This window comes from Kitasatospora sp. NPDC093102 (assembly GCF_040683915.1).
Taxonomy (GTDB): Bacteria; Actinomycetota; Actinomycetes; order Streptomycetales; family Streptomycetaceae; genus Kitasatospora.
The window spans coordinates 1-22,308 of sequence record NZ_JBFBFA010000037.1 but is presented as its reverse complement, the minus strand read 5'-3'; the positions used below and the strand labels follow the sequence as shown (position 1 = coordinate 22,308).

Here is a 22,308-nt window from a genome sequence, read left to right as displayed (position 1 = left end):
GCCCCGTCCTCAGCCGTCCGCGAGCAGTGCGGCCAGCTCGGCGTCGGTGGGGCCGCAGCGGCGCTCCTGGTGCTCGGAGACCAGTGCGTAGGTGCGGTCCAGCCAGGCCTGCACCCGAGGCCTGGGGGCTTCCAGCAGTGCGCTGCCGTGCGGGGATTCGAGCGCCAGGTGCACCGTCGCACCGTGGCACGGGCAGTACGCCGGCCACAGCTTGACGTCACCCTGGCCGCTCAGCATGCGCAGGCCGTCGCGCAGCAGTTCGCGCGAGAACACCCAGTCGGCCTCGTCCGGCCGCCCCAGATGGAAGGTCAGCAGCACCTCGTACGGGCGCGCGGCGTCGAACCGGAACCTGGTGCGCACCTCGCCGACCACGTCCTCGCCCAGCGAGATCCGAAGGCTCAGCACCTCCTCCACCGCCGCCGGAGCGGCGGTGGAGCCGTCCCCATCGCCGCCCGTGGGGGTGGCGGCGAGGGGTGCACTGGAGGCTGCGGACAGCGGGTCGAGCGGCATGACGGTCTCTCCGGGACGGCGTGGGATGCCCTCAGCCTGCGTCACGCCCGACGCGGCGGGCAAGGGTTGCAAGGGGGTTGCAATAACCCCCGTCCGGACCGACCACCCCTTACTGCGCTTGTCGGACTGAACGTCAACTTCCGTATGCCAAACGGTTGTCCACGAAACGGATGACGAAGGATCACGATGCGGTCGCCCGCTGGTACGCTCTCCCCCTCCCCGCGCGGGCCCGCGCGGAGCCGGCCCTCGCCGGCCGGAGCCGGGCCCGGCGGTGACGCGTGGGAGAATACGGCGACGCGACGGCGGCTTCGGGGAGGGAGGGGTCCGGTGGCTGTGCGCGAGGACACCGCGCGGGACGTGCAGCACGAGCCCGCACGGCAGGGCCGGCACGGTCGGCCGCGCCCCTTCGGCGGCCTGTTCCGGCTGCCCACCCTGCGCTTCTCCGGCGCCGCGATGGCGATGTCCACCGTGGTCGGCATCAGCATCGCCACCACCCTGCTGCTCAACGAGCAGCAGGGGATCGGTCGGCGGGCCGGCGTCGCCCGGGTCGGCACCACCCCGCCGCCCACGCCGGGCACCACCGACCAGGCCGAAGCGGTCTCGGCGCAGACTCCGACCGACGGCCCGTCGTCCGGCGCCTCCTCCGGCCGTCCCACCGCGGGCCGGCCCTCCTCGCACGTCTCGGCGCATCCCTCGGGGGCCGCGGCGGTCGCCGCCACCCCGCCCGCACCCCGCACGGCGGGCCCGGACGCACCCCGGACCGGCGGCCAGACCTCGGCCGGGCAGGACGCGCCGACCCCCGGCACCCAGCTCGCAGGCACCGAGGCCGGTGCCCCGGCCCCAGCCGGCCCCTCACCTTCCCCTTCCGTCCCGGCCCCGGGCACCGGGCAGCCCGGCTACGTCCCACCCGCCTCCGGCCAGACGCCGAACGACCCCGGGCTGCGGCCGGACGTGCCCGCCCGCCCGGCGCCGCCGCCCGCCGCGAACGTCCCGGAGACCGACACACCGGCCGCCCCCGCCAAGGGCACTGACCCGGACGCCGACCACGCACTGTCCGGCGCCGCCCTGGTCTCCCCGCTCGGCCGCGACGGCCTGCGGCACCAGCTCACCCTCACGGTCGCCGAGCCGGTCACCGCGTTCCAGGCCGAATTCCGGCTCGCCCCGGGCGAGTCGGCCCCCGGCACCGGCTCCGCCTGGACCGATCTGCCGGGCGCCGTGGTGACCGCCCAGCAGGAGCGCGGCACCCTCGTCTACCGGTTCACCACCCCGCCCGGCATCGACGTCCGCCCCGGCCACTACACCTTCGGCGTCCGCGGCGCCCGTCCGGCCGCCGACCCGTCCGCGGTGGCGCGCAAGCCGGCCCCGACGGAGAGCTGGAGCGTGTCCGCCTTCGCCCTCGACCGCCCCCGCGCGGTCGCCGCGCTCGGCGGCTTCGGCCCGGTGCCGCCACTGCCCGCCGAGCCGCAGACGCCCGGTGTCCCGGTCGCCCCGCCGGTCCCCGCCTCGTCGGTCCCCGCCGCGGCGCGCTGACCTGCCGACGGCCGGGCGCGGCGGTCGTCCGACGGTCCGACAGTCGGCCTCGCCGCAGGGGCGCATCCCCGTACCCTCGTTCGTTACTGTGGGCAGCACCCGGCCCGGCGCCCCCGACGGCCCCGGCAGGGCCGCCGTTCCGCACCCGAGGAGGAGTCCGTGTCCACCGTCCTGACCCAAGGCGGCAACGCACCGCTGACCGCCGCGCGAGTGACCGTCGAGGTCACCGCGCCCAAGGCGCTGGACGTCTCCGGCCTGCTGCTGACCGATGCCGGAAAGGTGCGCTCGGACGACGACTTCGTCTTCTTCAACGCCCCGAACGGCCCGGGCGTCCGCCACCGCCCGGCCACCGCCGGCGCTCCGGACGCGATCACCGTCGACACCCGGGCCGTCCCGGCCGGCATCAGCAAGATCGTGGTCACCGCGAGCCCCGCCGACCAGGTCTCCACCTTCGCCGGGATGGAGCCCACCGCCACCGTCCGCGATGCCGACACCGGCGAGGTGCTGGTCACCTTCACCCCTCCCCGGCTGGGTCTGGAGACCGCGCTCATCGTGGTCGAGGTCTACCTGCGGGGCGGCGCCTGGAAGGTGCGCGCGGTCGGCCAGGGCTACGCCGACGGCCTCGCGGGCATCGCCACCGACTTCGGCGTCACCGTCGAGGACTCCCCGGCCCCGGCCGCCGCCGCACCGGTCGCGCCGCCGGCCCCCGAGGCCCCGGTGGCGCCGCCCGCCCCGGTGGACCGGACCGTCCAGCTCCCCGTCCCGCCCGCACCGCCCGTGCCGCCCGCACCGGCCTCCGTCCCGGTGGACCCGCGGATCGCCCTCGCCACCGGCCAGACCACCGTCCCGGCCCCGCCCCCGGCTCCCCCGGCCCCGGCCGCCCCCGGGAAGATCACCCTGGACAAGGGCCGGATCAGCCTGGTCAAGGGCAGCTCGGTCTCCCTGGTCAAGAACGGCCGCCCCTTCCTCTCCTCCGTCCGGATGGCCCTCGGCTGGAAGTCCACCGCCCGCGGCCGCGACATCGACCTGGACGCCTCCTGCCTCGCCTTCGACGCCCGGCACAAGCGGCTGGAGACGGCCTGGTTCATGAAGCTGAACATCTTCAACGGCGCGATCTCCCACTCCGGCGACAACCTGGTCGGCGGCGAGGGCGGCGACGACGAGGTGATCACCGTCCACCTGGAGGGCCTGCCGGCCGAGGTCCACGGGCTGGTCTTCGTCGTGAACTCCTTCTCCGGCCAGAAGTTCACCGACGTGCGCGACGCCTACTGCCGCCTGCTCGACGCCCGGACGGAGGAGGAGCTGGTCCGCTTCGACCTCACCAACTCCGAGCCGCACACGGGTGTGATGATGTGCAAGCTGGTCCGCCGTCCGGGCGGCGAGTGGGAGATGACGGCACTCGGCGAGTACGTCGACGGCAAGACCGCCCGGGCGATGATCGAGCCCGCCGCCTCGGCACTCTAGGAACGCCCTGCCCCGCGGCGTCACGGCCGCGCCCGCGAATTCACCCCCCTGAGGCATCAAGTCACCCACGCGGCGACTCGATTGACTCTCAAGGGGGGTGAATCGCGCTCTCCCCCGCACCCCGAGGAGGAGAGCCGTGCCACGCTTCCTGTCCCGCCTCGCCGTCGCCGGTACTGCCACCGCGCTCGCCGCCGGGCTGATCACCCCGACCACTGCCCAGGCGGTCGCCCGGCCGGGCGACCGCGCCGGCGCACTGCGGTGGACGGCCCTCGGCGACTCCTACACCGCCGGGGTCATCGAGGCCACCGGCGACGAGACCGAGCCGCGCGACGGCTGCGCCCGCACCGTCGAGTCCTACCCCGAGATCATCCGCCGCGACCTCGGCTCCCTGGTCGCACTGCGCAACGTCAGCTGCAGCGGCGCCACCACCGACGCCGTCGACGCGCACGCGCAGTCCCCGCTCGGCCGCCCGCTCCCGCCGCTCGGCACCGACCCGAACGCCCCCTACCCGCCCGTCCCGCCGCAGATCGACGCCGTCGACCCGGCCACCGACCTGGTCACCGTCGGGATCGGCGGCAACGACCTCGGCTTCGCCGAGATCCTCAAGGGCTGCATCGAACTCGGCGCCTTCCAGCTCGGCCAGGGCACGTCCTGCAAGGACAAGTTCGGCGCGAGCCTGCCCGACCGCCTCGACCGGCTGCGCAACGACTACGACCGGATGCTGACCGCACTGCACGCCAAGGCCCCGTCCGCCAGGGTCCTCACCATCGGCTACCCGCGCCTCGTCCCCGAGGACGCCACCCTCTGCCAGTACGGCAACCCCTTGCAGTTCGGCACCTTCACCACCGGCGACCTCGCCTGGGCCCGCACCGCGCTCCTGGAACCGCTCAACGCACTCATCGCCCAGGACAGCACCGCCCACGGCGACACCTTCGTGGACCTCTACCGCGCCGGCACCGGCCACAGCGTCTGCGACGCCGACCACTGGCTGGACGGCGTGCTGACCAGCGTCCTCCCCCTCGAGTACGCCGTGGTGCACCCCAACGCCACCGGCCAGGCCCACACCGCCGCCCTGGTCGAGGACGCCGTCCTCGGCGGCTGACCCGCTCCCCGTCGACCGGCCCCGGCCGACGGAACCGCGCAAAACCGGTGGCCCGCCCACCCGTCGGGGGCCATTCTGGTCCGATGCCCTTCGACATCCGCGAGGCCGCCCCCGACGACTGGCCCGCCATCTGGCCGTTCTTCCACACCGTCGTCGCCGCCGGCGAGACCTTCCCCTACCCCCTGGACATGTCCTCCGAGCTGGGCCGGCAGTGGTGGATGCTCGCCGCCCCGAACCGCACGGTGGTCGCCGTGGACGAGGACGGACGGATCCTCGGCACCGCCAGCATGAACCGCAACCGCCCCGGCAACGGCTCGCACGTGGCCAGCGCGAGCTACCTGGTCGACCCGGCCCACCACGGCAAGGGGATCGGGCGGGCCCTGGTCGAGTACACCCTCGACTGGGCCCGCCGGTCCGGCTTCCGCGCCATGCAGTACAACGCCGTGGTCGCCAACAACCACCACGCCGTGAAGCTCTACGAGTCGCTCGGCTTCGAGATCGTCGGCACCGTCCCCGGGGCCTTCCTCCATCCGGTGGACGGCTACGTCGGCCTGCACGTCATGTACCGGCCGCTGTAACCGGCCTACTCCTCGATCGCCCCGCCGACCCGCCGCAGGTGCTGCCGGAAGCTGTACGCCGGGTCGGCGGCGCGCCGCTCCAGGTACGCGTCGAAGGCGGTCTGCCGGCGCAGCGTGTCCCCGGAGGCGATCCGCCCGGCCTGCGCGCGCTCGGTCCGGGCGATCGCGCCGGCCGTCTCCAGCACCTCCGCGACCCGGTCGGCGGGCACGAACAGCACCCCGTCCGGGTCGGCGAACACCACGTCCTCGGCGCTCACCGGGTGCGGCCCGAACTCCGCCGTCAGCAGCGCCTCCGGCTCCCGGTCGTCCAGCCGCACCGGGCCGAGCGGCAGCGCCCCGTAGCTGAACACCGGCAGTCCGATCTCCAGCAGCTCGGGGGTGTCCCGGTGCAGTCCCCACACCACGATCCCGGCCACCCCGGCGGCCCGTGCCTCCAGCACCGCGAGGTCCCCGATGCAGGCCTCGTCGGTCCGCCCGCCGTTGTCGATCACCAGCACGTCCCCGTCCCGGGCCGCCCCGTACGCCTCCAGGAACACGTCCACGCTCCCGTAGTGCCGTACCGGCAGCGCCCGCCCCGCCACCCGGGCCCCGGCCACCACCGCCGCCACCCCCACCGGCGCCACCCGCAGCCCCACCCCGAGCCGCACACAGGCATCCGCCACCAACGGTGTCGACAACCCCTCGAAGGCCTTCAGCATCCCCAACTCCTCTCACCAACGGCTCAGTTCACCAGCCCCGGATCCTATTCGCCTCAAACTCACACCATCGAGTGAAAGTCCGCCGTATACGGCACAGCCCGGCGGAGCGGCGAATAGCGTGACGGCTCTCTGAAGGAGGGGCATCATGAGTGCTGTGGCGCATGAGCAACCGATCACGGGCTCCCCATCACAGGCCGACATCCTGCTGGAGAGCTTTCTGAGCCTGCACTCCCCCGAAGGCTTCCGAGCCGAGCTCATCGAGGGAGAGATCATCGTGGCACCACCGCCGGACGGCGATCACGAGGACCACATCAACCACCTGCTCAAGCAGGTGATCCGCCGATCCAAGACCGACATGAGCGTTTCCGGTGGCAAGGGCCTGCGTCTCGTGAGCGGCGGGCTCTGCCCGAAGAACCATGTCATCCCCGACGCCACGTTCGCCGCCGAGGAACTCCGTCTCTTCCGCGGCGCACCGTCCTGGATGGAACCGGACGGCGTCGCCATGGTCGCGGAGGTGACGTCCGCCAAGCCCGATCAGGACCGGATCACCAAGCGGCACTGCTACGCCCGGGCCGGGATCCCGCTCTACCTCCTCATCGACCGCGAGACGTCCCGGGTCAGTCTCTTCGGCAAGCCGCATCGCGAGGAGTACACAGAGGTCCACCTGGCCGCGTTCGGCGAACCGCTCGCCATCCCCGCGCCGTTCGACTTCGACCTCGACACCAAGCCGTTCCTCTGACGCGGACGGCCCGCACCCCCCGTCAGGGGTGCGGGCCGTGGTCCGTGGGCGCCCGGGTCAGCCGCGGGTGGCCATGGCGCGCAGGAAGAAGGTCAGGTTGGCCGGGCGCTCGGCGAGGCGGCGCATGAAGTAGCCGTACCACTCCTGCCCGTACGGGAGGTAGACGCGCATGGTGTTGCCCTCGCCGGCGAGGCGCAGCTGCTCCTCGGGGCGGATGCCGAACAGCATCTGGTACTCGAAGGAGTCCCGCTTGCGGCCGTTCCACTGGGCCAGCTGGCCGGCGATCTTGATCATGTTGGGGTCGTGCGAGGCGATCATCGGGTAGCCCTCGCCCGCCATCAGGACCTTCAGGGCGCGGACGTACGCGAGGTCGACCTCGTGCTTGCCCTGGAAGGCGACCGACTCGGGCTCCTTGTAGGCGCCCTTGCACAGGCGCACGCGCGAGCCGGCGCCGGCGAAGTCGCGGCAGTCGGCCTCGGTGCGGCGCAGGTAGGCCTGGAGCACGACGCCCAGCCAGGGGAAGTCCGCCCGCAGCTCACGCGCGATGCCGAGGGTGGAGTCGGTGGTGGTGTGGTCCTCCATGTCGAGGGTCACCGTGGTGCCAGCGTCGGCAGCGGCCTCGCAGATGCGGCGGGCGTTCTCCAGCGCGATCTTCTCGCCGTCCACCGGGAGGAACTGGCCGACGGCCGACAGCTTGACCGACACCTCGGCGCCGGCCGCGAGGCCGGTCTCCTTGAGGGCCTTGAGCAGGTGCTCGTAGGCCTCGGCGGTGGCGGCGGCCTGGGCGGCGTCCTGGGTGTCCTCGCCGAGGTGGTCCAGGGTGACCTTGCGGCCGGTGGCGATCAGGTCGTCGGTGGCGGTGATGGCCGCGTCGAGGGCGTCGCCGGCGACGAAGCGCTCGACTATCGCGTGGGTCGGGGGGAACTTCTCGACCACGGTGCGGACCTGCGGGGACCGGGAGGCCGCGAGAAGGGCGGAACGGAGCATCGTGACTCCTGGAGCTGGTGTTTCCAAGGGTGGCAGAAGGGCCGGGGCGACGGAATCAGGGTGCCGCGCGACGGGGGTCCCCCGGCCGAAGGCTGAGGGAGCGTCCCGGGAGGGGTGGCGGCGGGCGACGGGCGGGAAGGCCCCGCCGCCCCGGCGGGCGACGCCCGGCTGCGGGACCGGGCGTCGCGGGTGACCGGTGGCTGTTGGACGAGCCGCGATCAGAATGACAGGGCTGGTCAGCCCATGTGCGGGTAGCGGTAGTCCGTCGGCGGGACGAAGGTCTCCTTGACCGAACGGGTCGAGGTCCAGCGCGCCAGGTTCTGCTTGGCGCCCGCCTTGTCGTTGGTGCCCGAGGCCCGGCCGCCGCCGAAGGGCTGCTGGCCGACGACGGCGCCGGTCGGCTTGTCGTTGATGTAGAAGTTGCCGGCGGCGAAGCGCAGCTTGTGCATCGCGTCCTGGGCCGCGGCGCGGTCCTGGGAGATGATCGAGCCGGTCAGGCCGTACGCGGACACCGACTCCATCTGGGCCAGCATCTCCTCGTACTTCTCGTCCTCGTAGACGTGCACGGCCAGGATCGGGCCGAAGTACTCGTCCTTGAAGTACTCGCTCGCCGGGTCCTGGCAGACCAGGACGGTCGGGCGGACGAAGTAGCCCACCGAGTCGTCGTACGTGCCGCCGGCGAGGACCTCCACGGCCGGGTCTGCCTGGGCGCGGTCGATGGCGGCCTTGTTCTTGGCGAAGGAGCGCTCGTCGATGACGGCCGACATGAAGTTGGACAGGTCGGTGACGTCGCCCATGGTGAGGCCCTCGACCTCGGCGGCGAACTCGTCCTTGAGGCCGGCCCAGATCGACGCCGGGACGTAGGCCCGCGACAGCGCCGAGCACTTCTGGCCCTGGAACTCGAAGGCGCCGCGGGTCATGGCGGTCTTCAGGACCTTCGGGTCGGCGGACGGGTGGGCGACCAGGAAGTCCTTGCCGCCGGTCTCGCCGACGATCCGCGGGTAGGTGCGGTAGCCGGCGATGTTGTTGCCGACCTCGCGCCACAGGTGCTGGAAGGTGGCGGTGGAGCCGGTGAAGTGGATGCCGGCCAGCGCCGGGTGCTTGAGCGCGACCTCGGAGACGGCCAGGCCGTCGCCGGTCACCATGTTGATGACGCCCTTGGGCAGGCCGGCCTCCTCCAGCAGCTGCATCAGCAGGTGCGCGGAGAACTGCTGGGTCGGGGACGGCTTCCACAGCACCACGTTGCCCATCAGCGCGGGCGCGGTCGGCAGGTTGCCGGCGATCGCGGTGAAGTTGAACGGGGTGATCGCGTAGACGAAGCCCTCCAGCGGGCGGTGGTCGCTGCGGTTCCACACGCCGTCCGAGGAGATCGGCTGCTCGGCCATGATCTGGCGGGCGAAGTGCACATTGAAGCGCAGGAAGTCGACCAGCTCGCAGGGGGTGTCGATCTCGGCCTGCTGGGCGGTCTTGGACTGGCCGAGCATGGTGGCGGCGGCCAGGGTCTCGCGCCAGGGACCGGCCAGCAGGTCGGCGGCCTTGAGGAAGATCGCGGCGCGGGAGTCGAAGGAGAGCGCCTGCCAGGCCGGGGCAGCGGCCAGGGCAGCGTCGATGGCGTCCTGCGCGTCGGCCTGGGTGGCGTTGCGCAGGGTGCCGAGCCGAGCCGCGTGGTTGTGCGGCTGGACGACGTGGATCTCGGTGCCGCCGCCCATCCGGCGCTCACCGTTGATCGTCATGGTCAGCTGGACCGGCTCCTGGCCGCCCAGCTCCTTCAGCTTGGCCTCCAGACGAGCCCGTTCCGGGCTCCCGGGGGCGTAGCTGTGGACCGGCTCGTTCACCGGCGCGGGGACCTGGGTCACAGCGTCCATCGATGCTCCTGCGATTCCTAGATTCATCAGCGCGGAGGGTTTCCACACTGCTGCGCTCTGCGACATGCCTGAGGCATCGGGCAGGGCTTGTCCGTCATGAGGCCGGCTCGGCCGAGTGAGAAGCCCCTGGCGCGCCAGGGGAGGAGTCACAGGGCGCACGCTCTCCTTGTGAGAGGTTGCAGTGAGCTCCGGCGTGATCGCACGCCGACCAGAAGTAACGCTATTCCAGCCGCCCGGCCCGCATGATTGGCCGGGCGGCTAAATTCCCCCGTACGGCGTTGTCCGGGCCGACGAATCGGGTCACGCCGCGGTCACGAACCGCCCCCGACCGCCACACCGTTCACACCACCCCGCACCACCGGCTCACGTCCCCGGCCCGGGGCACCGGCTCACGCTCCGGCGCCCGCTTTCTGACCGTTCACCACCGCCGCCTTGGCCGCGACCGCTTCCACCACCGGCCGCCGGGCTGCCTCGTACGCCGCCAGGGCGCGCGCCAGGTCGGGCTGCCCGGCCAGGCAGCGGGCCAGTTCGACGGCGCTCTCGACGGCCAGTGAGACCCCCTGGCCGGAGCTGTTGGACGGGGCGTGCACCGAGTCGCCGACCAGCACCATCCGGTCGCGGTACCAGTGCGGCACGGACGGCATGATCTCCAGCCGGGGGAAGACCTCGACACTCGCCTCGTCCGCCGCGGCCAGGACCTCCCGGGCGGGCAGGTCCTCGGCGTGCCGCTCGCGGGCGAGCGCCAGCCAGTCCTCCCGCGACACCGCCCGGGCCTGTTCCGGGGTCAGCTGCTCGGGGCGCGGGATGTTGCTGAACCAGGCGGTCCCGGCCCCGTCCCGCAGCGCCCAGTACCCGAAGAACGCCCAGGCCCCCTGGGCGAAGTGGATGGACTCCCCGGCCGCGCGCGGGCCGTCCAGCCGGTGCGTGCTGTACCCGCCGACCCCGATCAGGCCGGTGTACTGCGGGCCGGGTGCGTCCGCATCGATCAGCCCGCGGACGGCGGAGCGGGTTCCGTCGGCGCCGATCAGCAGGTCCCCGTCCGCGGTGGTGCCGTCGGCGAACCGGGCGGTGATACCGGTCGTGCGCTCCTCGACGCCGACCAGCCGCTTGGCGTACCGGACCGGGACGCCCACCTGTCGCAGCCGCCGCTGGAGCACGGCGTACAGCTCGGCACGCCGCATCACCCGGCCGGACACCTCGGGGAACTCGGCGAGGACGCCGCCCCTGGCGTCCTCGATGACCATCCGGCCGACGGGCTGGCCGATCGCGGCGACCTCCGCCTCCAGGCCGACGGCCGCGAGCGCCGCCAACCCGTTGGACGCAGTCATAAAAGTTCCGCCCACGCCCTCGGCGGAGCTCCCGTAGGCCTCGTACACGACCGCCTCGATGCCGGCCTCGTGCAGCGCCAGCGCGGTCACCGGTCCGGCGATGCCGCCGCCGATGACCAGGGCCTTGTTCGCGGTGCGGGTCTCGCTCATTCCATCCTCCCCAGGTATTCCTCCAGGGTCCGGCCGAATTCCGGATCCCTGAGCTGTCCGATGAGGTTCTCGGTGTAGCGTCGCTCGGCCTCCAGCAGCGCGAGGGCGTAGTCCTCCTCGATGACGAACATCGGGTGGACGTCCATCCCGGCCACCTTGTGCAACTGCGCGCGGGTGGCGTCGATCCGCTCGTCCAGGGCCACCAGCCGCCGCCCGAGCAGGTCCGCCGACTCCTCGACCGGCAGGGCCGCCAGCAGGCACAGGGCGACCCCGAACGCCGGGTACTCGTGCTGCGGTTCGGCGACCAGTTCACACATCCAGTCGTCGAGCTCCGCCCTGCCCTCGTCGGTGAGGGCGTAGACGGTGCGCTCCGGGCGCTGGGTGTCGCGGACGGTCTCCTGCTCGGCGACGAACCCGGCCTTCCGCAGCTGCTCGACGACCATGTAGAGCGAACTGCGGTTGTACTTGATGTTGCGGTCCTTGCCCTGCTCCTTGAGCCGACGCCCCATCTCGTACGGATGCATCGGCTCGATCGTGAGCTCGGCCAGGACCGCGAGGGCCAGCGGGTTCGACACCTTGCGTCGCTTCGCCATGAGAGCGTTCCTCATCAATTGGTCAGTACTGACTATCCATTCCTGGATAGTCAGAGTCAACTATTCAGGATCGACGGACCTGAACTCTGTCCGCCCGGCTAAAATCAACCACAAAACGTTGTCCGAGCGGATGAAGGAGGACCGGCGTGACCACCCCCGGCCTGCCGCTCCGTCAACTCCTGATGTCCCTCGGCGAACCGCTGGTCGAACTCCAGGCCGCCCCGCAGGGCCTGGACGTCCCGGTGCGCGACGTCGCCATCCTCGACCCGGAGGACCCGCCGACCGCCGCCCCCGGCGAACTCGTGCTCGCGATCGGCGCCCGCGGCCGCGCCGCCCTGCCCGCCCTGCGCGCGGCCGGCCGGGCCGGGGCCGCCGCCGTCGCGGTCAAGCTGGACGGCCCCGGCCAGGCCGACGCGCTGCGCGAGGCCGCCACCGACGCGGGCGTCGCCCTGCTCTCGGTGCGCCGCGAGACCCGCTGGGAGCACCTCGACTCGCTGGCCCGCGCGATCATCGCCGGACCGGACGCCCCGGACGCCCCCGGCTCCCCCGAGCCCAACGCGGGCGACCTCTTCTCCCTCGCCCAGACCGTCGCCGTGCTGACCAACGGCATCGTCTCGATCGAGGACACCTCCAGCCGGGTGCTGGCCTACTCCCGGTCCTCCGACTCCGACGAGGTCGACGACCTGCGCCGGCTCTCCATCCTCGGCTGGCAGGGCCCGGAGCCGTACCTGTCCAAGCTCCGCGAGTGGGGCATCTTCCAGCACCTGCGCAGCTCGGACACCCCGATCGCGGTCGAACCGCACCCCGAACTGGGCCTGCGCCGCCGCCTGGCGGTCGGCATCCGGGCCGGGGCGCAGCCGCTGGGCACCATCTGGGTGCAGGAGGGCGCCCAGCCGCTGGCCCCGCTGGCCGAGCAGGCCCTGGTCGGCGCCGCCCGGGTCGCGGCCGCCCAGCTGGTGCGCCGCCGCCGGGAGCTGTCCGCCGATGTCCGGCTCACCCAGACCCTGCTCACCGGCCTGCTGGAGGGCTCCACCGGCCCCCAGTCGCTCGCCACCCACCTCGGCCTGGACCTGCGCCGCCCGGCCACCGTGCTCGCCTACAGCGCGCACACCACCGAGGCGCTGCACCGCTCCGACGTCACCGGCCTGATCTCGGTGCACACCGCCGCCCGGCACCGCACCGCGTTGCTCGCCCCGATCGAGTCCCGGGTGTACGTACTGCTGCCCGAGCTGCCGCCCGGCCTGCCGATGACCACCGTGCGCGACTGGGCCTCCGAGGTGGTGACGGCCGCCCGCGAGCACCTGGGCGTCCCGCTGCGCGCCGCGATCGGCTCGACCGTCGACGGTCTGGCCCAGGTCCCCGACTCCCGCGCACAGGCGGACCGCATCCTGGACGCGATGGGCCGCGGCGGGGTGGACCTCGACGTCGCCGCGCTGATCGACGTCCAGGCGGAGGTACTGGTCAGCGAGATGCTCGCGCTGCTCCAGGAGCGCACCGGCCTGCGCGACCCGCGGCTGACCGCGCTCACCGAGTACGACTGCCGGCACGGCACCCGGCTCGCCGAGTCCGTGCTGGCCTGGCTGGACGCGCTCGGCGAGGTCCGGGTGGCCGCGGACGCCCTGCACATCCACCCCAACACCCTGCGCTACCGGGTGCGCCGCGCCGAGCAGTTGACCGGCATCGACCTCGCCCAGCCGCAGCAGCGTCTGCTGGCGATGCTGCAACTGCGACTGCCCGCGGACGAGTAGTCCGCGGGCAGTCACTGGTCACGCCTGATCGGTCACGCCTGATCAGTCATGCCTGAACATTCGAACCCGACCATTCGCATCCGGCCGTTCAGGCCTGAACGGTCATCACGCGCCGTAGCCCTGGCCGCGCTTGTGCTCGTTCAGCCGGCGCCACGGGCCGCTGATGGCCAGCTGGATGCCCGGGGTCTGGATGTTGGCGAACAGGGTCTTGCCGTCGTCCGAGAAGGTCACCCCGGTGAACTCGCTGAACTCGGGCTTCTCGGCGGTGCCGATGTTCAGCTCGTTGCGGGCGATCGGGAAGACCAGGCCGTCCTCGGTGGCGCCGAACAGGTGCGAGATGCCCTCGCCGTCCTCGGCGATCACGATGCCGCCGTACGGCGAGACGGTGATGTTGTCCGGGCCGTCGAAGTTGTCGTGGTCGCCCCAGACGTCGTTGTTGACGCCCAGCAGCACCTTCAGGGTGATGGTGCGGCGGTTCGGGTTGTAGAACCAGACCTGGCCGTCGTGCTGGAGCGGGCTCTCCGAACGGGCGTAGCTGGAGACGAAGTAGAAGCCGCCGTCACCCCACCACATGCCCTCCAGCTTGCGGGCGCGGGTGACCTCGCCGTCCTTGAACTGCTTGCGCACCGAGACGGTCTTGGCGTCGCGGTCCTGGACCTTGACCCAGTCCACGCCGTAGGTGGTGCCGACCTTGGTGGCGCGGGACAGGTCGTCGATGAACTTGCCCTGCGCGTCGAAGACCTTGAAGGCCTCCAGCACACCGGCGTCCGCGGCGAGCTCGCGCAGCTTGTAGCGGCCGTGCTTGAAGCCGGCCGGCGGGGTCCAGCGGAACAGCAGGCCGTTCGGGTTCGAGGCGTCCTCGGTCAGGTAGACGTGGCTGCGCTTCGGGTCCACCACGACGGCCTCGTGCGCGTAGCGGCCGAAGGCCTTGATCGGCTGCGGGTCGCGGTTGTAGTCGTCGTCGAACGGGTCGACCTCGAAGATGTAGCCGTGGTCCTTGGTGAAGCCGTTCTTGCCGGCCTTGTCCTCGGTCTCCTCACCGGACAGCCAGGTGCCCCACGGAGTCACGCCACCGGCGCAGTTGGTGGCGGTGCCGGCGATGCCGACCCACTGCTCGACCGAGCCGTCCCGCTTGGCGTGCACGATGGTGCAGCCGCCGGCCGCGCCCGGGTCGTAGACGTGGCCCTCGGTCAGCGGCACCGGATGCGGCCAGTTGGCGCGGGCGCCGGCCAGCTCGTGGTTGACGACCATCAGGTTGCCGCCGCGCTCGTCCTCGAAGGCGGAGGTGCCGTCGTGGTTGCTCGGAGTGAACTCGCCGGTGCGCAGCTTGGTGACGCCGGCCCGGTTGAGGACCTTGTACGAGAAGCCCTTCGGCAGGGACAGCAGACCGGCCGGGTCCTGGACGAGCGGGCCGTAGCCGATGGCGGTGCCGGCGGCCGAGTTGGTCCCGGTGGCCGCGGCCACCGGGACCTCGCCGCCGACCGGGGCGGCGATCGCGCCCGGGGCGCTGGCCAGCGCCTCGGCGCTGCCGGCGATCAGCACGCCGGCCCCGACGAGGGTGGAACGGTTGACGAAGTCCCGGCGGGACAGCGACATGGCAGCAACTCCTGAGGATGAGCGGGGGCGTCGGTGCGGGATGCCGACGCCCAGCAGGCTCCGCCGGGCGGGTGAACCCGGCATGACGCCCACCTCACACCCAGGCGGCCATTTGCCGACCGATGACCATCACATGACCTCCGCTTTGCACGCGTCCCGGTCAGGCCACCGGGGCCGGAACGCCACCGGCCCACCCGGTCCGGCACCTCGTCAGGCCGGATGCACAGACCGGACGCGCGGGCCGGGCGCAGCGGCCGGTGCCCCGTCAGCGCCGCGCCGCCCGCCACTGCTCCCAGGCCGACAGCCACAGCTGCTCGGCCAGCCGCTGCTCCTCCCAGACCCCCGCCCCGCCACCGCCCGGCCGCTCCCGCCACAACTGCGCCCAGGCCCGCTGCGCCGGCAGGCTCGCCACCTCGCTCGCGAACACCGTGTACCGGACGACCTCCTCGACGGCCGCCTCGCCCTCCGTCGTGCCGACCAGCCAATGCGTCTGCTCGGAAAGCCTGTTGAGGTGGTTCACCATCGAGGTCACCGCCGCCACGGCCTCCTCCCGGGTTTCGGTGGCCAGCCGCATCTGCTGGCGCACCGCCGCCTCCCAGCGCACCGCGCCGGCCTCCCCGCGCAGCCCGCGCGGCAGCCTCGGCGTGCGCCCGACCCGCACCTGCGCCTCGATCGCGGCGGACTCGGCGACGGTCTGCGCGATCAGCGCCCGGTGCGCCTCCATCCCGACGGCGGGCGGCAGTTCGCGCTCCTCGACCGGCACGTGGCGGGCCCGCCGGGCGGCCAGGTCGCGCAGCAGTTCGGTGCGCCCGCGCAGACAGCGTTCGAAGTCGCCGATCGAGCCGAGCTCCACCACCCCGGGGGCCACCCCGCGCCCGCACACCGTCACGGTCAGCCCGCCGACCCGCAGCCGCCCGGCCCACACCGGCTCCGGCCCGACCGACGCCGGGGCGCCGGGCTCCGGCACCGGTCGGTCCTCGTGCACCTCCACCGCGCAGGGCTCGCCGTCGACCGTGATCCACGCGCGCAACGCCCGCACCAGGCCCGGCCCGTCGCCCTCGTCGACGCCCAACTGCTCGTAGACCCGGTCCCGTTCGTCCTCGACCAGGTCCTCCAGCTCGGGCAGCTGCTCGCCCCGTTCGGCCCCCGGCCGGTAGGTGCGCACGGTCACGTACGGGCCGGCCGCCGAACGCCAGTCACCGCACTGGACCTCGACCCAGCGCAGCTCGCCGCCGGAGGTCTCGAAGGCGGCCAGCGCCTCACCGGCCGGCGCCTCGCCCACCGGTGTTTCCCCGGCCGACGCCCCACCCTCGGTGGCCGGCCCGACGGCCACGCCGTACACCGGGAAGTCGGCCGCCGCCAGGGTCCGGCGGGAGAACTCCTCCTGGTCGGCGAACCGGTCGGCGAGCTGGTCGGCGAGCCGGCCGACCGCCCGGTCCAGCGACTGATCCGCGGTCCGGCCGGCGAAACGGTCCTCCCGGACCCGCCGGTCCGGAGCCGGGGCGGACCCCGAGGACCCGGTGTTCCGCTTCTGGTGCCTGCCGCCGCTCTCCCGCATCATCCTGTGCCGCACCCCCGAGTCCTCGCACCCGCACCGCTGACGCCACCTTACGTGCCCGCAGCTGCCGGGTCATCAGCTCCGCCTCCGGGCGGGGGTGGTGGTCGTGTCAGGACACCCGGTTGTCAGCCGCCCTCCCTAACCTGGCGGCATGACAGCACAGAACGACACAGCACAGGGCCGGACCGCGCCGGGCACCTTCCCCGCCCGGATCAGCATCGTCACCCTCGGGGTGACCGACCTCGACCGCAGCGCCCGCTTCTACGAGGCGCTCGGCTGGAAGCGCTCCGCCGCCTCCAGCCCGGAGATCGTCTGGTTCCGTACCGCCGACTCGGCGCTCGGCCTCTTCCCCACCGAGGAGCTGGCCGCCGACGCGGGCGTGCCCGCCACCGGCGAGCCCGCCTTCCGCGGCGTCACCCTCGCGGTGAACCTGGAGTCCCCCGCGCTGGTGGACGCCGCGCTGCGGACGGCGGTCGAGGCCGGCGCCGTGGTGGTCAAGCCTCCGGTCCCGACCGACTGGGGCGGCTACTCCGGCTACTTCGAGGACCCGGACGGCCACCTCTGGGAGCTGGCCCACAACCCGTTCTTCCCCTTCACCGAGGACGGCTCGCTGGACCTGCCCTAGGACCGCTTTGGAGCCCGCCCTGCGGCTTCAGTTCCGGGAGCGCGCCTTGAAGGCCGCCTTGCGCGCCTCCTTGGCCAGCGCCCGGTCCGGGTGCAGCTCCCCGATCGCCTCCAGGACGTCCGCCGTGTACGGGTGGTCGACCCGCCACAGCTCGCCGAACCACCCGGCCGGATCGCCGTTCACCGGCAGGTCGGTGATCAGCTCGCGCAGCAGCTCGGCGTCCCCGCCGCTGTCCAGCAGCTGGGCGGCGAACGTGTCGACCACCGTCCACAGCGCCATCGCCCGGTCCGGCACCGGCACGTCCGTCGCCCCCTGCGCGGTCAGCCAGGCCCGCGCCGCGCCGCCCAGCTCGGGGTCGTCCATGACGTCCCGGACGGCCGGCGCCGCGTCCGGCCCGAGCAGGTTGAGCGCCGAGACGCAGAGCATCCGGCGCAGCGGGCCGTAGCCGTCGGTGCCGCGCGCCGCCGCGAGCAGCTCACGCGCCGCCGCCAGCGGCTCCCGGCCCGCGGTCCACACCCGCAGCTCCTCCTCCGGCAGCACGTTGGCCGACTCGCACACCCCGCGCAGCAGCTCGGCCGCGTCCCCCTTGGCCAGGTCGCCGACCAGCGGCGCGTCGTAGCCGTCCTCCAGCAGCCACTGCCGGATGCCGTACTGGCCGAGCGGGGTGAGCCGGACCAGCCCGAAGCGGGCCGACTCCTCCTCGTCCAGCGGCTCCTCCCCGACCACGGCCGACTCCTCGCCGTCCTCCTCGTCGAACAGCTCGGGGTCGATCGGGCGGTAGTCCAGCAGACCGAGCTCGGCGAGGTCGCCCAGCATCGGGTCCAGCGCGACCATCACGTCCGTGATGTCGCCGAGCAGTTCCTCGCTCGGCTCCTCGCCCTCCGGGACCACCAGCAGCGCGGCCAGCACGCCCAGCGGCACCGTCTCGTTGCCCGGCTCGGCGAAGGCGGTGGTCTCGTAGAGCACCTGCAGGGCCTCGTCCAGCAGCTCGGCGGCCTCGTCGCGGGCCTCCTCGACCTCGGAGAGCCCGTCCTCGTCCTCCTCGCCCTCCCCGGCCGGCTCCCCCTCGGCCTCGGCCTCCTCCGGGACCGAGTCCGCCTCGACGGCCAGCTCCCGGACGATCCCGGCGGCGGTCAGCCACAGCTCCAGGACGGTCTCCGGGTCGCCCTGCTCGGCGGGCTCCAGGTCCGGGCCCGGAACCGCGACGTGCTCGCCCTCCGCGGTCGTGCCGAGCTCCACCAGGTCCAGGTCACAGGCCAGCGACCAGGCCCGCAGCGCCTCGACCTCGGCTTCCTCGGGCACCTCGCCCTCGGCCGGGGCCAGGCCCAGCAGCCGGGCCGCGGGGGCCCGGTCCTCCTCGACCAGGTCGCCGAACTCGTCCACTGCCCGGTGCGGGGCGGCCCAGCGAGCCAGCGCCAGCGCGTACCCGAACATCGGTACGGCCTTCGCCTGCTCCGCCAGTTCGCGCTCGGCGGGCAGCTTCACCGGCGGGACCAGGACGGCCGCGTCGTCCAGGTCCTCGTCATCCAGCCCGTGCGCGGCGAACGCCCCGTAGAGGTCCTGGAGCTCCAGGTCGGCGGGCAGCACGGTCTCGGCCGTGCCCTCATCCGCCGAAGCTCCCGCGTTCTTCCGACGTCGTCCGGCCATCGTCGTGTGCACTCCCTCAGCCAGCGGTCAGCTCGAACAGCTCCGCGTACTCGATCTACCTACTCAGCGTATAGGCCGGGCACCCCCGATGCCCGGCCTCTAGGGGCGCACCCAGGGGCGCGCGCCGTGGGCGTGCGCCCACCCTTTATCCTTCGGTCTGGTATCGCGCACACCCCGCGCGTGCCACCGGGGCAACGAAGCCCACCGCCCTCCGCCCGACCCCGGGCCGGAGGGGCCCTCTTCAGCTCACCTCGCCCCACCAGGGAGCCCGTACCCGCGGCCACCACCACAGCGCCTTCGGACGGGCACGCCGGCACACCCCGCCGACCCCGGTGGTGCCCTGCCACAGGAGACCCCTCACATGGCGGACCTCTCCCCCGCCGGCGCCGGCCTGCGCACCGCGCAGCTCGACGGACGCCGACTGTCGGAGGCCCTGCTTCCCCTGGAGCTCGCGCCCCGCGCCCAGCTCCAGCTCGCCGCGATCAGCCGCTGGAACGCGCTGCGCGGCGTCCGCGTCGGCCTGGTGGCCGCCGCGCTGCTGCTGATGCTGATCGGTGCGAACCTCGCGACGCCGATCTACTCGCTCCTCCAGCAGCGGCTGCACCTCACCGCGCTCGACACCACCGTCCTCTTCGCGATCTACGTGTTCGCGCTGGTCCCGGTGCTGGCCGTGGTCGGCCACTGGTCCGACCACCTCGGCCGACGTGCCCTGATCCTGCCCGCCGTCGCGCTGTCGGCCGTCGGCGACGTCGTGTTCGCCACCTCCGGCAGCTTCTGGCAGCTCGCCGCCGGCCGAGCCGTCCAGGGCATCGCCGTCGGTCTGTCCACCGGCGCCGCCGGCGCCGCCCTCGGCGACCTGCTGCCCGACCACCCGACCCTGGCCGCCAAGATCACCCTGGCCTGTTCCGCCGGCGGCGTCGCGCTCGGCCCGGTGGTCGGCGCCCTGCTGGCCGGTGGCTCCGACCCGCTGCTGACGCCCTTCCTGCTGCACGCCATCGCCCTGCTCGCGCTCTGCGCGCCGCTCGCCCTGGTGCACCCGCGGATGCCCGGCCGCAACCGCCCACCGGCGTCGCCGCCCCGCATCACCACCCCCGCCCACCTGCGCCCGCAGCGCCTGCGGCTGCCGCGCACCGGACGCCGCGAGTTCCTGCTCGCCGCCACGGCCGGGTTCATCTCCTACGCGGTCTTCGGCGTCTACCTCAGCCTGGCCCCGGCCTTCGCCGCCAAGCTGCTGCACACCGACTCCAAGCTGGTCGGCGCGATCGTGGCCGCCCTCCTGCTCGGTTCCTCGGCCGCCACCCAGCTGATCGTCCCGCCGACCTCGGACCGCGTGGTGACCGCCCTCGGCATGACCGGCCTGGCCACGGGCCTCGGCCTGGTCGTCGCCGCCGGGTACACCGGCACCCCGGCGTTGCTCTTCATCGGCAGCGTCCTCGGCGGTATCTGCCAGGGCGTGGCCTACCGTTCCCTGTTCACCACCGCCGTCGCCGCCATGGACCCGGAGCGGCGCGGATCCGAACTCTCCGCCCTCTGGATCATCGTCTACCTCGGCAGCTCCGCCCCCATCATCGCCCTCGGCGCCCTCGTCCAGCGCTACGGCCTCCTCCTCTCCGTCAGCGGCTTCACCGCCCTCGCCGCCCTCGCCTGCACCGCCCTGGCCGTCGCCGTCGCCCGCAAGCCCAAGGCGGCCTGACCCCCACGGACAACGCCGCTGCCCGGGACTTCCGAAGAAGTCCCGGGCAGCGGCGATTCACGTTCACTCCCACGACTTCCATTTATCGGTGGCGACTTCGACATCGAAGGGCTCCGGCAACCGGATGGTCTCGCCGAACTTCCACTCCTCCAGCACCTCGTACGTCCCCTCTGCCCTGTTCGGCTCTCCGAACAGGGTCACCCCAGGCTGCTGCGGGTCGCGATCCACCAACAGGTAGTACGGAACCCCGGTCCACGCATACCCGCTCCACTTGGTGAACTTGTCGGACTCCGGACGCCGGTCATCGTGTGCGCTGGGATGCGCAGTGACCTCAGCGACCAAGCCGATCTCGCTCGGCCTGAGGTACCGATCCTCTGCCCTCGCCAACAAATCCACCTCAGCGGTCACCACAATGAGGTCGGGGCAGTAGCCGTCCCCGATCTCCGCAAGATCGACGCCGACGTGCTGCACCACCTGCCACGGGGAACCTTCACCCCTGAGTTCGGCGCGGAAAAACCACTCATGGATGTCCCGGAGCATCAGGCATGGCCCACCGATGGATAGGACGTCACGACGAACTCCCCACCGATCACCTCGACGCGCAACACTTCAGGCAACCCCAGCTGCTCATCGAGCTCGCCCCGAACCCAGAGCGCATACGGCGATTCGGGCAGGACCCACTGCCCGGGCGCAACAACAGGCGGCATGATCCCCACCTTCGCCACCCGTGGGCAGCAGTAGATTGACGACAGGTGTGCGGCTGTCAGGATCAGCGCATGAGGATTCTCGTGCTGGGTGGCGGCTGGTTCCTGGGCCGCGCGGTCGTGAGTGGCGCCCTGGAACGAGGCTGGGAGGTGACCACGTTCACGCGGGGGCTGTCCGGTATCCCGGTGCCCGGGGCGGTCGCCGTGCACGGCGACCGGGAACGCCCCGAAGACCTGGCGCGTCTGGCCGATCACGGCCCATGGGACGCCGTGATCGACACCTCGGCCTCGGAGCTGTCGCCGCATGTCGTCCGGTCGGGCACCCGAACCCTGGAGCCGGTCGTCGGCCGCTACGTGTACGTGTCCACGGTCGCGGTGTACGAAGGCTGGCCCACTGAACCTCTGAACACCTGCTCCCCGGTCTGGGCGGCTCTGACCTCTACCCGGCCGGACACTACTCAGCCCCCGGACAGCGCCTCAGGCATCAACCCCGACTACGGGCGGCGGAAGGCCGGTACCGAGCATGCAGTGACCGAGACGTTCGGACTCGCCCGAACGAGCCTTCTCAGGCCGGGCGTGATCCTCGGTCCTGGGGAGTACGTCGGCCGACTGCCGTGGTGGCTGCACCGAACCGAGCGGGGCGGACTGATTCTCGCGCCTGGGGACCCCGCGAGACGCTTCCAAGCGGTCGATGTTCGGGACGTCGCCACCTTCGCACTCGACCAGGTCGTGCACGTCGGACACCAAGTCCACAACCTCGGCACCCCGATCGGCCGGGAGACGATGGGCGGATTCCTCCAGGCGTGCATGGACGTGACCGGCAGCACCGGGGAACTGCTCTGGGTGGAGGACGAGATCTTGCTTCGCCACGGTCTGCGGCAGTGGACCGAGCTTCCGCTGTGGTGGATCCACCCTGGCGTATCCGTGATCGACTCGTCCTCGGCGGTCGCGGCCGGCTTCCACAGCCGGCCGCTCGCAGAGACCGTGACCGACACGTGGCACTGGCTGAGCCAAGGCAACACGCCGGTTCCGCACAGGCGTCGGGCCAAGCACGGTATCACCCCGGCCAAGGAGCAGGCCATCCTAGACAGCGTGCACTAGGTTCTGTCCGGTCGATCATGAGCGGAGCCAGATGGCCAGGGCGGCGACCGTGACCGTGCCGAGGAAGACATAGACACGTTTGTCATATCTGG

At 72.7% G+C, this 22,308-nt stretch carries 20 protein-coding genes; 9 read left to right on the top strand and 11 right to left on the bottom strand.

What is annotated here, in order from left to right:
* Positions 1-9 precede the first annotated feature (9 nt).
* Entirely contained in the window at positions 10-510 is a 501-nt protein-coding gene (locus AB0O11_RS30770; protein ID WP_363393538.1) for an SsgA family sporulation/cell division regulator, read from the bottom strand.
* A gap of 327 nt (positions 511-837) precedes the next feature.
* Between AB0O11_RS30770 and AB0O11_RS30765 the strand changes: the two genes are divergently transcribed.
* The 4 genes from AB0O11_RS30765 (at position 838) to AB0O11_RS30750 (ending at position 5,184) form a co-directional block, all read left to right on the top strand.
* A complete protein-coding gene (locus tag AB0O11_RS30765; protein ID WP_363393536.1) occupies positions 838-2,040 on the top strand; it encodes a hypothetical protein in 1,203 nt (400 codons plus the stop codon).
* Positions 2,041-2,211: 171 nt separating this feature from the next.
* Complete coding sequence (locus AB0O11_RS30760; RefSeq protein WP_363393638.1) at positions 2,212-3,504, top strand: TerD family protein; 1,293 nt, start codon at positions 2,212-2,214, stop codon at positions 3,502-3,504.
* Positions 3,505-3,640: 136 nt separating this feature from the next.
* A complete protein-coding gene (locus AB0O11_RS30755; RefSeq protein WP_363393534.1) occupies positions 3,641-4,606 on the top strand; it encodes an SGNH/GDSL hydrolase family protein in 966 nt (321 codons plus the stop codon).
* An 83-nt stretch (positions 4,607-4,689) separates the two neighbouring features.
* Positions 4,690-5,184: a GNAT family N-acetyltransferase gene (locus AB0O11_RS30750; RefSeq protein ID WP_363393532.1), complete on the top strand. Its 495-nt coding sequence runs from the start codon at positions 4,690-4,692 to the stop codon at positions 5,182-5,184.
* Between the two features lie 5 nt (positions 5,185-5,189).
* Here AB0O11_RS30750 and AB0O11_RS30745 read toward each other — a convergent pair whose 3' ends face one another.
* Complete coding sequence (locus tag AB0O11_RS30745) at positions 5,190-5,882, bottom strand: RraA family protein (RefSeq protein WP_363393530.1); 693 nt, start codon at positions 5,880-5,882, stop codon at positions 5,190-5,192.
* A gap of 145 nt (positions 5,883-6,027) precedes the next feature.
* Between AB0O11_RS30745 and AB0O11_RS30740 the strand changes: the two genes are divergently transcribed.
* Positions 6,028-6,621, top strand: a complete 594-nt coding sequence (locus AB0O11_RS30740; RefSeq protein ID WP_363393528.1) for a Uma2 family endonuclease — start codon at positions 6,028-6,030, stop codon at positions 6,619-6,621.
* Positions 6,622-6,678: 57 nt separating this feature from the next.
* Here AB0O11_RS30740 and AB0O11_RS30735 read toward each other — a convergent pair whose 3' ends face one another.
* From AB0O11_RS30735 to AB0O11_RS30720, 4 genes are all read right to left on the bottom strand, one after another.
* On the bottom strand, positions 6,679-7,608 hold the full coding sequence (locus tag AB0O11_RS30735; RefSeq protein ID WP_363393526.1) for a proline dehydrogenase family protein: 930 nt from the start codon (positions 7,606-7,608) through the stop codon (positions 6,679-6,681).
* Between the two features lie 236 nt (positions 7,609-7,844).
* The gene (gene pruA, locus AB0O11_RS30730) at positions 7,845-9,473 is read right to left on the bottom strand and encodes an L-glutamate gamma-semialdehyde dehydrogenase (RefSeq protein WP_363393524.1); all 1,629 of its coding nucleotides are present in this window, start codon (positions 9,471-9,473) and stop codon (positions 7,845-7,847) included.
* Between the two features lie 389 nt (positions 9,474-9,862).
* Positions 9,863-10,951: an FAD-dependent monooxygenase gene (locus tag AB0O11_RS30725; protein WP_363393522.1), complete on the bottom strand. Its 1,089-nt coding sequence runs from the start codon at positions 10,949-10,951 to the stop codon at positions 9,863-9,865.
* Positions 10,948-11,544 (bottom strand): PadR family transcriptional regulator, encoded by a 597-nt coding sequence (locus AB0O11_RS30720; RefSeq protein ID WP_363393520.1) that lies wholly within the window; start codon positions 11,542-11,544, stop codon positions 10,948-10,950. Before AB0O11_RS30720 ends, AB0O11_RS30725 begins: the two co-directional genes overlap by 4 nt.
* A gap of 146 nt (positions 11,545-11,690) precedes the next feature.
* Here AB0O11_RS30720 and AB0O11_RS30715 point away from each other — a divergent pair, with 146 nt between their 5' ends.
* Positions 11,691-13,292: a helix-turn-helix domain-containing protein gene (locus AB0O11_RS30715; protein ID WP_363393518.1), complete on the top strand. Its 1,602-nt coding sequence runs from the start codon at positions 11,691-11,693 to the stop codon at positions 13,290-13,292.
* 105 nt (positions 13,293-13,397) lie between these two features.
* Here AB0O11_RS30715 and AB0O11_RS30710 read toward each other — a convergent pair whose 3' ends face one another.
* The gene (locus tag AB0O11_RS30710; protein ID WP_363393516.1) at positions 13,398-14,888 is read right to left on the bottom strand and encodes an alkaline phosphatase PhoX; all 1,491 of its coding nucleotides are present in this window, start codon (positions 14,886-14,888) and stop codon (positions 13,398-13,400) included.
* Positions 14,889-15,153: 265 nt separating this feature from the next.
* Positions 15,154-16,461, bottom strand: a complete 1,308-nt coding sequence (locus AB0O11_RS30705; RefSeq protein WP_363393515.1) for a hypothetical protein — start codon at positions 16,459-16,461, stop codon at positions 15,154-15,156.
* A 136-nt stretch (positions 16,462-16,597) separates the two neighbouring features.
* Between AB0O11_RS30705 and AB0O11_RS30700 the strand changes: the two genes are divergently transcribed.
* Positions 16,598-17,071 (top strand): VOC family protein, encoded by a 474-nt coding sequence (locus tag AB0O11_RS30700; protein WP_363393513.1) that lies wholly within the window; start codon positions 16,598-16,600, stop codon positions 17,069-17,071.
* 27 nt (positions 17,072-17,098) lie between these two features.
* On the opposite strand, the gene AB0O11_RS30695 is transcribed toward AB0O11_RS30700, so the two are convergent.
* Positions 17,099-18,718 carry a hypothetical protein gene (locus AB0O11_RS30695; RefSeq protein ID WP_363393511.1) on the bottom strand — a complete coding sequence of 540 codons (1,620 nt, stop codon included), beginning with the start codon at positions 18,716-18,718 and terminating at the stop codon, positions 17,099-17,101.
* A 361-nt stretch (positions 18,719-19,079) separates the two neighbouring features.
* Between AB0O11_RS30695 and AB0O11_RS30690 the strand changes: the two genes are divergently transcribed.
* On the top strand, positions 19,080-20,411 hold the full coding sequence (locus AB0O11_RS30690) for an MFS transporter (protein WP_363393509.1): 1,332 nt from the start codon (positions 19,080-19,082) through the stop codon (positions 20,409-20,411).
* A 63-nt stretch (positions 20,412-20,474) separates the two neighbouring features.
* Here AB0O11_RS30690 and AB0O11_RS30685 read toward each other — a convergent pair whose 3' ends face one another.
* Together AB0O11_RS30685 and AB0O11_RS30680 are read right to left on the bottom strand one after the other, a co-directional pair.
* A complete protein-coding gene (locus AB0O11_RS30685) occupies positions 20,475-20,951 on the bottom strand; it encodes a Uma2 family endonuclease (protein WP_363393507.1) in 477 nt (158 codons plus the stop codon).
* Positions 20,951-21,118 (bottom strand): hypothetical protein, encoded by a 168-nt coding sequence (locus AB0O11_RS30680; protein ID WP_363393505.1) that lies wholly within the window; start codon positions 21,116-21,118, stop codon positions 20,951-20,953. Before AB0O11_RS30680 ends, AB0O11_RS30685 begins: the two co-directional genes overlap by 1 nt.
* Positions 21,119-21,187: 69 nt before the next feature.
* Here AB0O11_RS30680 and AB0O11_RS30675 point away from each other — a divergent pair, with 69 nt between their 5' ends.
* The gene (locus AB0O11_RS30675) at positions 21,188-22,216 is read left to right on the top strand and encodes an NAD-dependent epimerase/dehydratase family protein (RefSeq protein WP_363393503.1); all 1,029 of its coding nucleotides are present in this window, start codon (positions 21,188-21,190) and stop codon (positions 22,214-22,216) included.
* The last annotated feature ends 92 nt before the right edge of the window (positions 22,217-22,308 follow it).